At 63.4% G+C, this 13,458-nt stretch carries 7 protein-coding genes; 4 read left to right on the forward strand and 3 right to left on the reverse strand.

Translation table 11 applies throughout. The annotated features are described in order from the left end of the window. Positions 1–271: 271 nt before the first annotated feature. The gene (locus ABM562_RS17180; protein ID WP_346617273.1) at positions 272–2,515 is read left to right on the forward strand and encodes a TonB-dependent receptor; all 2,244 of its coding nucleotides are present in this window, start codon (positions 272–274) and stop codon (positions 2,513–2,515) included. 37 nt (positions 2,516–2,552) lie between these two features. Further along, a complete protein-coding gene (locus tag ABM562_RS17185) occupies positions 2,553–5,012 on the forward strand; it encodes a TonB-dependent receptor plug domain-containing protein (protein WP_460422733.1) in 2,460 nt (819 codons plus the stop codon). 97 nt (positions 5,013–5,109) lie between these two features. On the opposite strand, the gene nfuA is transcribed toward ABM562_RS17185, so the two are convergent. The 3 genes from nfuA to ABM562_RS17200 all read right to left on the reverse strand — a co-directional run bounded on the left by nfuA (position 5,110) and on the right by ABM562_RS17200 (position 9,199). After that, entirely contained in the window at positions 5,110–5,694 is a 585-nt protein-coding gene (gene nfuA, locus ABM562_RS17190; RefSeq protein WP_115086870.1) for a Fe-S biogenesis protein NfuA, read from the reverse strand. Positions 5,695–5,763: 69 nt separating this feature from the next. Continuing rightward, a complete protein-coding gene (locus ABM562_RS17195) occupies positions 5,764–6,786 on the reverse strand; it encodes an acyltransferase family protein (protein ID WP_233674556.1) in 1,023 nt (340 codons plus the stop codon). Between the two features lie 112 nt (positions 6,787–6,898). After that, positions 6,899–9,199, reverse strand: coding sequence for a fatty acid cis/trans isomerase (locus ABM562_RS17200; RefSeq protein ID WP_115086872.1), 2,301 nt, complete (start codon positions 9,197–9,199; stop codon positions 6,899–6,901). A gap of 156 nt (positions 9,200–9,355) precedes the next feature. Here ABM562_RS17200 and metH point away from each other — a divergent pair, with 156 nt between their 5' ends. Then, positions 9,356–13,063: a methionine synthase gene (gene metH / locus ABM562_RS17205; RefSeq protein WP_134065150.1), complete on the forward strand. Its 3,708-nt coding sequence runs from the start codon at positions 9,356–9,358 to the stop codon at positions 13,061–13,063. Between the two features lie 117 nt (positions 13,064–13,180). Beyond that, positions 13,181–13,399, forward strand: a complete 219-nt coding sequence (locus tag ABM562_RS17210; protein ID WP_010223692.1) for a DUF2970 domain-containing protein — start codon at positions 13,181–13,183, stop codon at positions 13,397–13,399. Positions 13,400–13,458 lie beyond the last annotated feature (59 nt).

Genomic DNA, 13,458 nt, shown 5'->3' on the forward strand with positions numbered 1-13,458 from the left:
GTGGGAGCCGGACTTGCCGGCGATCGAGCGCGAAGCGGTCGTAATTAGGCCGACACCTGATGTACTGGCTGTACCGGACTCATCGCTGGCAAGCCAGCTCCCACAGGGTTGGCGATTGCTGCTGGAGCAACAGGCATTCCACAGCGCCCTGCTGGATAGCTAGCAATCACCCACCAAAAAACCGATAAAACCCTTTAAATACAGTGCCTTACAAACATGGCACAAACCCTGCTCTATCCCCTTCAACTGCACATCCGGGGAGACCAGCAGCATGCACACACTTAATCCAATCGCCAAAGGCATCGGCCTGAGCATCCTCCTGGCCAGCCAGTCGGAACTGCTCAGGGCCGAGGACGGCACCAGCAGCACACCGGCTCTGAAGACCGTCACGGTCACCGCCCAGCACCGCGAAGAAACCCTGCAGGAAGTACCTGTTGCGGTCACTGCCGTGCAAGGCACTAGCATCACCGCCGACGGCGTTCGCGCCATGGGCGATATCACCACCTTCATCCCCAACGCCTCGGCGAAGAACCCCGACGGCGACGGCCGCCCGCGCTGGTACATTCGCGGCCTGGGCACCGGTGACACCGGCGCCGCCACCGTCTACCCGGTGGGCATCTACGCCGACGACGTCTACCTCAATGCACCGGTGGCCGGCGGCGGCCCGCTGTTCGACCTGGAGCGCATCGAGATCCTGCGCGGCCCGCAAGGCACCCTGTACGGCAAGAACACCACCGCCGGTGCGGTGAACATCATCTCCAAGAAGCCGGGCTTCGAGACCGACGGCTTCGGCACAATCGGTTTTGGCAGCAAGAACGAGCGCATCCTCAGTGGCGCCATCGGCGGCGCCCTGGTCGATGAACGCCTGGCGGCGCGGGTGTCGCTGTACTCCGAAGAGCGCGATGGCTTCACCCACAACCTGACCAACGACCAGACCTACGGCGACGTCAACAAGAAAGCCGTACGCGTGCAGTTCCTGGCCAGGCTCAACCCCGACCTGGAAGCACTGTGGAAGATCCACGGCCGCCAGTTCAAGGGTGATGGCAGCAGCGGCTCGCTGCCACTGGGCCGTTACTACAACGTCGGTTACCAGCGCCCGGAAGGCCGGCGCATCGAGCTGAACGTCGATGAAGATGCCAAGCTCGACCACAACGGCACCTCGCTGACCCTGAACTGGGACATCGGCGACTACACGCTGACCTCGATCAGCGCCTACGACTACATCCGCAACCAGCAGCTCAGCGACGCCGACTACACCCCCTATGAAGTCAACGGCGCCGCCGACAGCGACAACCGCTACGACCAGTATTCCCAGGAATTTCGCCTGGCCTCGCCGCAGCAGGAAACCCTGCGCTGGATGCTCGGCGCCCACTACTTCCACGAAACCCTCGACAGCAGCGCCCTGCGCACCGTCACCCCGGGGCCGACTCCGAATGGCACTGGTTCCAACCAGACTGGCGGCGTGGTGGACTTTCGCGACCTGAGCTACACCCACAGAACCGACAGCTACGCGCTGTTCGGCAACCTGGCTTACGACGTCACCGACAACCTGACGGTGACCGGCGGCCTGCGCTGGACCACCGAGAAAAAGGACATCGACCTGGACCTGGTGCAACTGACCCGCGCCACCGCCAACGGCCCGCTGATCCCGCTGACCGCCAATGGCAGCAACGGCTCCCAGGAAGAAGCCAAGCGCTGGGATGCCTGGACCTACGACCTGACCCCCGAGTACCGTATCAACGACAACCTGCGGGTGTTCTTCCGCTACGCCCATGGCTTTCGTTCCGGTGGGTTCAACACCGGGCTGTCGACCAGCCTCGCGCAGTTGACCACGGTCGATCCGGAAGAGCTGGACGCCTACGAGCTGGGGCTTAAATCCGAATGGCTCGACCATCGCCTGACGGTCAACGCCAACCTGTTCTACTACGACTACCAGGACATCCAGGTCAACCTGCTGACGGTCAACAACGGCATCCTCACCACGGCGCTGACCAACGGCGCCAAGGGCAAGGTCAAGGGCGCCGAGCTCGAAATCGAGGGCCAACCAACCGACGCCCTGCACCTGCGTGCGGCGCTGTCGTTCCTCGACACCGAATACACCGACTTCAAGAACACCAACCCCACCACCGGCGCGGTAACCGCCGACTACAGCGGCAACAGCTTCGTCCGTTCACCACGCTACGTGGTGTCGCTGGGGGGCGACTACACCATCCCCCTGGAAGTCGGCGGCAAGCTGGTGGCCGGTGCCGATGTCAGCTTCCGGGACCGCGAGTACTTTCTCGCCGATCGCCAGAGCAGTGCCGACCAGCCCCTCAACCAGCCGCACTACACCCTGGCCAACACCCGCCTGACCTGGTTCAGCCCGGATGAAAAACTCAGCGTCACCGGCTTCGTCAACAACCTCACCGACCGCCGCTACCAGGTCCACGGCCGCCCCAACGGCACCGCCGGCCAGTACGTGATCACCTATGGCGACCCGCGCACCGTGGGCCTGAGTGTCACCAGCCGGTTCTGATCGCTGCACCTCTTTCGCCTTACAGGAGTCCGTTGCCATGTTCCGACCTACCTCCAAGGCCAGCGCCATCGCGCTGGTCATCGGCGGCTTCGGCGCGCCCGACGTTTACGCCCAGGCGCCGGGCGCCAGCGACAGCAAGCTCGACACCGTGGTGGTGGTCGGCACCCGTCGCAGCGATGTCACCGCCCTGGAGAGCGCCGCCCCGGTGGACGTGCTCAGTGCCGAGCAGTTGCAGGAAACCGGCGCCCAGGATTTGTCCGGTGCGCTCACCGCGCTGTCGCCGTCGTTCAGCTTCCCGCAGTCGCCACAAGGGGCCTTTGCCGGCTCCATCGCCCAGGGCGCTTCATTGCGCGGCCTGGCTTCCGACCAGGTGCTGGTGCTGGTCAACGGCAAGCGCCGGCACAGCAGTGCCAACGTCACCCGCCAGGGCCTGGCCAACGGCCGCGGTGCGGCGGCGGTGGATTTGAGCCTGATCCCGCTGAGCGCCATCTCGCGGGTGGAGATCCTGCGTGACGGTGCTGCCGCCCAGTACGGCTCGGATGCCATCGCCGGGGTGATCAATATCGTGCTCAAGGAGAACGACGCCGGCGGCAACATCGGCTATCGCTTTGGCGGCTACGCCAAGGGCGACGGCCTGCAGCGCAAGCTCAGCGGCTGGAAGGGCCTGGCCCTGCCCAACGATGGTTTTCTCAACCTGAGTTTCGATGCCGGCAGCCAGGACCCGGCCAGCGACACCCGCCCGGACAACCGGATCTTTTACCCAGGCTCCACCAGCATCAACAGCGAGCGCGAACAGAACAACCGCTACCGCACCTGGAACTGGGGTTCGGGCAATGTCTCCGACCAGTACAACCTGGTGGCCAACAGCGAGATCGGCATCGGCGATGGCCTGACCGCCTACGGCTTTGCCACCTACGCGCACAAGAACACCGACGCCGAAGGCTTCTTCGACCCGCCCACCACCCTGCGCAACAACTATGGCAGCGTGGCCCTGCAGCGCTACCCGGACGGGCGTCTGCCGATCACCCGCTACAACCTTGAAGACTATGCCGTGACCGGTGGCGTGCGTTACGAAGACGAGCAACTGGGCAAGTTCGACCTGGCGGCCAACTACGGCAACGACACGCTGAAGTCCACCGACCGCAATGCCATCAACCCCAGTTGGGGCAACGCCAGCCCGCAGAAGATCTACACCGGCGAGCGCGAGAACGAACAGACCAACCTGACCCTGGACTGGGTGCGCGACTTCCCTACCGACCTGCTGGCCAAGCCGCTGACCCTGTCGGCGGGCCTGGCCTGGCGCAAGGAGCACTACAGCCTGAGTGCCGGCGAAGCGGCTGGCTGGCAGAACGGACCGCTGTTCAATACCCTCGATCCACTGAGTGGCCGGCGCATTCCCGGTTACTACTCAGGCATCACCCAGGTCGATGCCGCGTCGCTTGAGCGCAAGGTGTTCGGTGCCTATGTCGATGTCGAAGGGCAGATCACCGACAAGTTCCAGGCCGGGGTTGCGGTGCGTTCCGAGCATTATTCGGACTTTGGCGACACCACCAACGGCAAGCTGTCGCTGCGCTACGACTTCACCCCGCAAATCGCCGCTCGCGGCAGCATCAGTTCCGGTTACCGCGCGCCATCGCTGGTGCAGAGCGGCCTGTCGTCGTTCAGCGTGCAGGTGGTCGAACAGCCTTCAGGCAGTGGCAACTGGGTCGAAGTGCAGCAGCGCACCCTGCGCGCCGACAGCCCGGAGGCGGCCTTGCTCGGTGGCCGCACGTTGAAGCCCGAGGAGTCCACCAACCTGTCCCTGGGCCTGGTCTGGCGCCCGCTGAGCAACGCTTCGGTGACCCTGGATGCCTACCGCATCGACATCGACAACCGCATCACCCTCTCCGACCAGTTGCCGAGCAACGTGGTCGGGCCGATCTTTGCCGGCACGCCCTACGCCAACATCCAGAGTGCGGCGTTCTACACCAACATCGCCGACACCCGCACCGATGGCGTCGAGCTGGCCGGGCAATACCAATGGGACCTGCAGCGGTTCGGCCGGCTCAACCTCAACGCGGGCTTTGCCAAGACCCGCACACGGATCACCGAGCTGCGCGATGTCGGCGGTATCAGCGGCGAGCAAATCGTCGGCCGCGCCACCCAGGGCCTGATCGAACACGGCACACCGGAAGACAAGCTGACCTTGAGCGCCAACTGGCTGTATGAGAACTGGGGCGTGACCCTGACCCAGCGCCGTTATGGCGAGTGGCAGAGCCTGAACAGCAGCAACCCGAACCTGGACCAGACCTTCAGCCCGCAGTGGATCACCGACCTGGACCTCAGCTATAGCTTCGACCAGGGGCTGAAACTGTCGGTGGGCGCGATCAACCTGTTCGACAGCCATCCGGACAAGCTCGAAGGGCCGCAGTTGTACGGGGTGCCGAAGTATTCGATTACGTCGCCGGAGGGGGCGCAGGGGGCGTTTTACTATGCGAGTGTCAGTTATGACTTTTGAGGCTTGAAGACCGCCATCGCTGGCAAGCCAGCTCCCACAGGTACAGCATGCACCGAACCTTGTGGGAGCTGGCTTGCCAGCGATGGGGCCTATGGAGCTAGTAGTAGGCGTTCTCTTTCTGACTGTGGTCAGTCACATCACGCACACCCTTGAGCTGCGGAATACGCTCGAGCAAGGTCCGCTCGATGCCTTCCTTCAAGGTCACGTCGGCCTGGCCGCAGCCCTGGCAACCACCACCGAACTGCAGTACGGCGATGCCGTCCTCGACCACTTCGATCAGGCTGACCTGGCCGCCGTGGCTGGCCAGCCCCGGGTTGATCTCGGTTTGCAGGTAGTAGTTGATGCGCTCGTTGATCGGGCTGTCTTCGTTGACCATCGGCACCTTGGCGTTCGGCGCCTTGATGGTCAGCTGGCCGCCCATGCGGTCGGTGGCGTAGTCGACCACGGCGTCCTCGAGAAACGGCACACTGACCGCGTCGAGGTAAGCGGTGAAGGTCTTGAGACCGACCGCTTCGTCTTCCGGCTTCTCTTCGCCCGGCTTGCAGTAGGCAATGCAAGTCTCAGCGTAGGTGGTGCCCGGTTGGGTAATGAAAATGCGAATGCCAATACCCGGGGTGTTCTGCTTTTCCAGCAGATCGGCCAGGTAATCGTGCGCGGCGTCGGTAATAGTTATGGCGCTCATGGAAGTTCCTCACAGACTTGTCGGCAGTTTACGCCAACCTGGCCGCCGAACAAAGTCCTAGTAATTCTGTCAGGAAAGGGTTACCGCCACCGGCGTGCTGCGCCGCGCCTCGAACCAGTCGCTCATGCGCCGGTACAAACGCTGTTCCAGCAGCAGATAACTGGCCCACGACAGCCCGGCGATCAACGGTACGCACAGGGCGAATACCGCATACGGGCTGAGGTTCAGGCGCTCGCTGGCAAACCAGCCGGCATACAGCACCAGCACGTGGATCAGGTACACCGAATACGAGCAATCACCCAGCGCCTTGAGCAAGCGGTTGCCCTTGAAGTACGGCTCCAGGGCAATGCAGGCGAACACGATCAGCGCACTGGGCAGGCCCCAGTGCAGCAGGCGCATCGAGGCATCCAGGTGATAGATCGCCAGCCCCGCCGCCACCAGGATCGCCAGCGGCAGCCACAGGCCCTGGGCAATCCAGCCCCGGCAATAGAGCACACCGATGCCGATGCCAAGCAGAAACTCGTAGACGATGTTGTTGCGATAGAAGTGGTTGAGCAGCCCGGCCCGGGTCAGCACCTCGCTGACCAGCAGCAAGGCCGCCGCCAGCAAAAGCAGGCGGTGTTGCTGGCGGACCACGAACACCAGGGAGAACAGCAGGTAGAAGAACATCTCGTAGTTCAACGTCCAGCCGACATTCAAAGTCGGGTATTGGCCATAACCACCCGGGTTCTCCGCCGGAATGAACAGCAGCGACAAGACAAAATGCTCAAGCTCGATGGCCTGGTGCGGCATCCACTGGCTGGCAGAAACCAGCAGCAGGGCCATCAGCGCGGTATAGAACCAGTAGGCCGGAGCGATGCGCAGCGCCCGGTTGAGCAGAAAGCGCCGGGCCGGCATGGCCTTGTCGCGGGTCGACAGGTAAATCACCAAGCCACTGATCACGAAGAACACATCCACGCCCACTGCACCGCGGTCAGTCAGAAACTGGCCAATCGGGCCGCTGGCATGGAAGTCGAAAAAAATCTGCATGAAGTGATGGCAGACCACCACCCAGGCGGCAAGCGCCCTTAAAGCCTGAAGCGAATACAGCATCCGGTTACCTGCGTCTCAAGTCCCACTCAAGCCCCGGCCGGAACCGGGGCCGCATGAGTGCTCGGACCACAAGTTGCCGGGAAAGGTCAGGCGACCTTCCCGGCGGTCATCTTCACAGGTTCTCGTAGCGGTTCATGTCGAGCACGCCCGACTCCACCGCATCGGTCTCCTTGATGTAGCTATTGAGGTCATGGAAGTACTGCCAGAACTGCGGATGGCTGCGGCGCACGCCCCAGCGCATGACGATGCGCTCGAACCTGGCGGTGTCGTCGCGGGCGGCTTCCAGGTCCTCAACGAACTCCGGCACATCACTGGCCGGGACGTTGAAGATGAAGTTCGGGTAGCTGCTGAGCACGCCCGGCACCAGGGTCAGGGTGTCCAGGCCCGGCTGGTAACGGTAGGCCTCGCCGAGCATGAAGGCGACGTTGCTGTGGGCGCGGTTGCGCAGCAGGCTGTAGACCTGACGCTGGCCACCCGGCCCTTCGATGCGCAGCATGGTCGCTTCCGGCAACTGGTTGATCACCTTAAGGCCCGCGGCCGGGCGCGATACCAGGCGGCTCAGGGCCTGTTCGACATCGCGGAACGTTTCGCTCATCTGCGGGCGCGAGCAGTAGGCGCCCTGGCAACGGTTGATCGGGTCGGGCGCGGCATTGAGGCTGCCGGTGCGCTGGATCAGCTTGAGGCCGAAGTCGCGTTTGGGGTCGCGTTTATCCAGCTTCAGCGCGCTCGGGGTGTCGGTGTCAATGTCCTCATAGTCCATCCACATCTTCACCTTGCCGCTGTTCTGGTACCAGTCGCCGAGGATCGCACCACGGGCATCGGCCGGCATCAGGCGCAGGAAGTTGACCTCGGCGCCATTGCGGATCAGGTCGAAGTACAGCCGCGTCTGCGCCTGGTGCGAGACGTTGCCATAGACGTCGAAGTTGACCGCCAGCTGGTAATAGGTGCGCTCGAACAGCGGGTAGTCGAACAGCCAGATGGTCTTCGGCACGTCACCGATCAGGCCCTTGCTCACCGAGGCGCTGTCGAAGTGGCGGAAGATGGTCAGCAGCGCGTTGTCATTGCCGGCCCACAGGGTCGACCAGCTCGGCGGCGGGGCTTCGGCATAGGCATCGCGGCGCAGCTTTTCGTACTCGTTGCGCTTGTCGCGGTAGGCATGCCAGAGGGTCAGGATGCTGCCGACGTCGTCGATCTGCCCGGGCATGGCCAGCAGCGGTGTGGCCTGGCCGCGATACTCGGCATCGGTCAGGTAGCGGTCGTGGGCCGGTTCCTGGAACAGCGTCCAGAAGTTGTCGCGGATCACGTCGGTGGCGATCTGGCCACGGCACACCGGGCCACGGATGAAGGTGCGTACGAAGTACTCGGCGTTATCGAGCATGAACTGGTAACGAGCCACCGCCGGAATCGCTTCGAAGGTCTCGAACGGGTTGGCACGGTGGCGCGGGCCGTAGCCGGGCAGCGCATTGGCGTGCCAGTCGCCGCTGTAGAACAGCTGCTTGACGCGCTTGAGCTTGTGCGGGCCCATCGGGTAGGTGATGTGGGTTTTATGCACGATCACGCCCTGCACCGGCATCAGCCGGTAATAGAAGTCGGTGCCCGGCGGGTCGTTGGGCCGGCGCGTGGCAATCAGGTCGATCGGCTGGCCGCTTGGCGTGCGCGAACGCACCCACTGGAAGAAGTGCCCCTGCTCGCCGCCGACAAAATGAATGTGGGCGAGGAACAGGTGCTCGTACAGCCAGCGGCCGACCAGCGCTTCGGTCGAACCCGGGCGGTTGAGCAGCGCTTCCCAGTCGGCGATCTGCGCGGCCTCGTTGGCGCTCGGCTGAATCGGGTTGTGCTCCACCGGCGCACCGGCCGCCAGCCAGCGTTGCAGGGTCTGGTACTGGGCATCGGTGAGGCCGGTGACCGCCAGCGGCATGCCCTCTTTCGGGTGCGCGCCGGCATAGGCGTCGAACTCGCCGGGCAGCGGGCACATGTTGTTGCGGTTCAGGCCCAGGACGATCTCTTCGGGCAGCTTGGCGTTGGGCGTCAGCGGGGTCTTGTGCCCCAGCTCGAGCATCCGCGCCATCAGCGCAGCCTGGCTGCCCTGGTTGTCGAGTACCGAGTAAAAGCCCTTGCGCTGCCAGGCTTGCATGCTGTTGGCGTCGTAGAACAGCCGCGTCGGCGCCACCGCCGTGCTGCGGTCGCCCTGGTACACCGGCACTTTCGAAGCGCCCCGCGAGGCACCCTCGGCACTGCCCAGGTTCAGCTGGCAGGCCGCGTCGTTGCAGGCGTGGCAGGCCACGCATTTCTCGGTGAAGATCGGTTGGATGTCCCGGGTATACGAAATAGCCGAGCTTGATTGAGGGGCTTGCCCCAACGCCACGCCGCTGATGAACAGAGCGAAAGCGCCGGCAAGTAAGCGATGCACCATGTGCCGAATGTCCTGGGTATTGATAGCTTCACGATTCTACCGGTGCTGGCGGCGTGCCAACATGAATGAAATTCATGTAAATCTTCAACACGTCTAAAAACCGCGCAGCTTTGTTATTATTCCGCAACTTTTGTATTTGCCCGACCAGGTAGTCCTATGTCTGACCGCAGCGCTCGTTTCCAAGCACTTCAGCAAGCACTCAAAGAGCGCATCCTGATTCTCGATGGCGGCATGGGTACTATGATCCAAAGCTACCGCCTCGAGGAACACGACTATCGTGGCACGCGCTTCGCCGATTGGCCAAGCGATGTCAAAGGCAACAACGACCTGTTGCTGCTGTCGCGCCCCGACGTCATCGCCGCCATCGAGAAGGCCTACCTGGACGCCGGCGCCGACATTCTCGAAACCAACACCTTCAACGCCACGCAGATTTCCCAGGCCGACTACGGCATGGAAGCGCTGGTCTACGAGCTCAACGTGCAAGGCGCGCGCATCGCCCGCCAGGTGGCCGACGCCAAGACCCTCGAAACCCCGGACAAACCGCGCTTCGTCGCCGGCGTGCTCGGCCCGACCAGCCGCACCTGCTCGATCTCCCCCGACGTCAACGACCCGGGCTACCGCAACGTCACCTTCGATCTGTTGGTAGAAAACTACATCGAGGCGACCCGTGGCCTGATCGAGGGCGGCGCCGACCTGATCCTGATCGAGACCATCTTCGACACCCTCAACGCCAAGGCGGCGATCTTCGCCGTGCAGCAGGTGTTCGAAGAAGACGGCGTCGAATTGCCGATCATGATTTCCGGGACCATCACCGACGCCTCCGGCCGTACCCTGTCCGGGCAGACCACCGAAGCTTTCTGGAACTCGGTGCGCCATGCCAACCCGATCTCGGTGGGCCTGAACTGCGCCCTCGGCGCCAAGGACCTGCGGCCGTACCTCGAAGAGCTGTCGACCAAGGCCGGCACCCATGTTTCGGCGCACCCCAACGCCGGCCTGCCCAACGCCTTCGGTGAGTACGACGAAACCCCGGCCGAGATGGCCGAGGTGGTCGAGGAATTCGCCGCCAGCGGCTTCTTGAACATCATCGGCGGCTGCTGCGGCACCACGCCGGGGCATATCCAGGCGATTGCCGAGGCGGTCAGCAAGTACCCGCCACGGGCCATTCCGGACATTCCCAAGGCGTGCCGGCTGTCGGGTCTGGAGCCGTTCACCATTGACCGCAACTCGTTGTTCGTCAACGTCGGTGAGCGCACCAACATCACCGGTTCCGCCAAGTTCGCCCGGCTGATCCGCGAAGAGAACTACACCGAAGCCCTGGAAGTCGCCCTGCAGCAGGTCGAGGCCGGCGCCCAGGTGATCGACATCAACATGGACGAAGGGATGCTCGATTCCCAGGCGGCCATGGTCAAGTTCCTCAACCTGATCGCCGGTGAGCCGGACATCTCCCGCGTACCGATCATGATCGACTCCTCCAAATGGGACGTGATCGAAGCCGGTCTCAAGTGCATCCAGGGCAAGGGCATCGTCAACTCGATCTCGATGAAGGAAGGCGTCGAGGCCTTCAAGCATCACGCCAAGCTGTGCAAGCGCTATGGCGCCGCCGTGGTGGTGATGGCCTTCGACGAGGTCGGCCAGGCCGACACCGCCGCGCGCAAGCGCGAGATCTGCCAGCGCAGCTACGACATCCTGGTCAATGAAGTGGGCTTCCCGCCGGAAGACATCATCTTCGACCCGAACATCTTCGCCGTCGCCACCGGCATCGAAGAGCACAACAACTACGCCGTCGACTTCATCGAAGCCTGCGCCTACATTCGCGACCATCTGCCCTACGCCCTGACCTCGGGCGGGGTATCCAACGTGTCGTTCTCGTTCCGTGGCAACAACCCGGTGCGCGAGGCGATCCACTCGGTGTTCCTCTACCACGCGATCCAGAATGGCCTGACCATGGGTATCGTCAACGCCGGGCAGCTGGAGATCTACGACGAGATCCCGCCAGCCTTGCGCGAGAAGGTCGAGGACGTGGTGCTCAACCGCACCCCGCATGGCACCGACGCCCTGCTCGCTATCGCCGACGACTACAAGGGCGGCGGCGCGGTCAAGGAAGTCGAGAACGAGGAATGGCGCTCGCTGCCGGTGGGCAAGCGCCTGGAACACGCGCTGGTCAAGGGCATCACCGCCTTCATCGTCGAAGACACCGAAGAATGCCGCCAGCAGTGCGCGCGCCCCATCGAGGTGATTGAAGGCCCGCTGATGAGCGGCATGAACGTGGTCGGCGACCTGTTCGGCGCCGGCAAGATGTTCCTGCCCCAGGTGGTCAAATCGGCGCGGGTAATGAAGCAGGCGGTGGCCCACCTGATCCCGTTCATCGAACTGGAAAAAGGCGACAAGCCCCAAGCCAAGGGCAAGATCCTCATGGCCACGGTCAAGGGTGACGTGCACGACATCGGCAAGAACATCGTCGGCGTGGTGCTGGGTTGCAACGGTTATGACATCGTCGACCTCGGCGTCATGGTGCCGGCCGAGAAGATCCTGCAGACTGCCCGCGAGCAGAAGTGCGACATCATCGGCCTGTCCGGGCTGATCACCCCGTCGCTGGACGAGATGGTCCATGTTGCCCGCGAGATGCAGCGCCAGGACTTCCACCTGCCGCTGATGATCGGCGGCGCCACCACCTCCAAGGCGCACACGGCGGTGAAGATCGAGCCCAAGTACAGCAACGACGCGGTGATCTACGTCACCGACGCCTCGCGTGCCGTGGGGGTCGCCACCCAGTTGCTGTCCAAGGAGCTCAAGCCGGGCTTCGTCGAAAAGACCCGCCAGGACTACGTTGAAGTCCGCGAGCGCACCGCCAACCGCAGCGCCCGCACCGAGCGCCTGAGCTACGAACAGTCGATTGCCGCCAAGCCACAATACGACTGGGCCGCTTATCAGCCGGTGGTACCGAGCTTCACCGGGGTGAAAGTGCTGGAGGACATCGACCTCAAGGTGCTGGCCGAATACATCGACTGGACGCCGTTCTTCATCTCCTGGGACCTGGCCGGCAAGTACCCGCGCATCCTCACCGACGAAGTGGTCGGTGAAGCGGCCACTGCGCTGTTCAAGGATGCCCAGGACATGCTCGCCAAGCTGATCGACGAGAAGCTGATCAGCGCCCGCGCGGTGTTCGGCTTCTGGCCGGCCAACCAGGTCAACCATGACGACATCGAAGTCTATGGCGCCGACGGCCAGCCGCTGGCGCAACTGCACCACCTGCGCCAGCAGACCATCAAGCCGGACAACAAGCCGAACTTCTCCCTGGCCGACTTCGTCGCGCCAAAGGAAACCGGTATCACCGACTACGTCGGTGGCTTCATCACCACCGCCGGCATCGGCGCCGAGGAAGTGGCCAAGGCTTACCAGGACAAGGGCGACGACTACAACTCGATCATGGTCAAGGCCCTCGCCGACCGCCTGGCCGAGGCCTGCGCCGAGTGGCTGCACGAACAGGTGCGTAAAACCTATTGGGGTTACGCCAAGGACGAGCACCTGAACAACGAAGCGCTGATCAAGGAACAGTACTCGGGTATCCGCCCTGCCCCGGGCTACCCGGCCTGCCCGGACCATACCGAGAAGGAAACCCTGTTCCGCCTGCTCGACGGCACCGCCATCGGCGAAACCGGGCCGAGCGGCGTGTTCCTCACCGAGCACTTCGCCATGTTCCCGGCGGCGGCGGTCAGCGGCTGGTACTTCGCCCACCCGCAGGCGCAGTACTTTGCCGTGGGCAAGGTCGACAAGGACCAGGTGCAGAGCTACACGGCGCGCAAGGGGCAGGACCTGAGCGTGAGTGAACGCTGGTTGGCGCCTAACCTCGGCTATGACATCTGAAGCTGCAAGCTACAAGCTGCAAGCTGCAAGCGGGCGCATCAGCCTCTTGTAGCTTGAGGCTCATAGCTTGCAGCTTCCGTCTACACTGGGGGAGATGCCTTCTACAAGGAGCCCCTCATGGACGAACCCGCCCAAGGCAAACCCCCGACTTTCTGGCAGATGCTGCAAAGCATCCTGGCAGCAGCCTTCGGGGTGCAGAGCGGCAAGAACCGCGCCCGCGACTTCAACCACGGCAAGGCCAGCCACTTCATTGCGCTGGGCACCGTGTTCACCTTGCTCTTCATTCTGGTACTGATCGGGCTGGTGCAACTGGCCATGCACCTTACCGCCCGCTGAACAGCAGTCCGCCCGCAGATGTCCATTCTGCGGGCGGTTTACTGTTACCCATCGCGTGA

This window comes from Pseudomonas sp. ZL2 (assembly GCF_054788455.1).

Bases quoted from the DNA above. Each gene is read 5' to 3' on its own strand.
- ABM562_RS17195 (WP_233674556.1), bottom strand. From the start codon at position 6,786: ATGCTGTATTCGCTTCAGGCTTTAAGGGCGCTTGCCGCCTGGGTGGTG.
- nfuA (WP_115086870.1), bottom strand. From the start codon at position 5,694: ATGAGCGCCATAACTATTACCGACGCCGCGCACGATTACCTGGCCGAT.
- ABM562_RS17185 (WP_460422733.1), top strand. From the start codon at position 2,553: ATGTTCCGACCTACCTCCAAGGCCAGCGCCATCGCGCTGGTCATCGGC.
- ABM562_RS17210 (WP_010223692.1), top strand. From the start codon at position 13,181: ATGGACGAACCCGCCCAAGGCAAACCCCCGACTTTCTGGCAGATGCTG.
- ABM562_RS17180 (WP_346617273.1), top strand. From the start codon at position 272: ATGCACACACTTAATCCAATCGCCAAAGGCATCGGCCTGAGCATCCTC.
- ABM562_RS17200 (WP_115086872.1), bottom strand. From the start codon at position 9,199: ATGGTGCATCGCTTACTTGCCGGCGCTTTCGCTCTGTTCATCAGCGGC.
- metH (WP_134065150.1), top strand. From the start codon at position 9,356: ATGTCTGACCGCAGCGCTCGTTTCCAAGCACTTCAGCAAGCACTCAAA.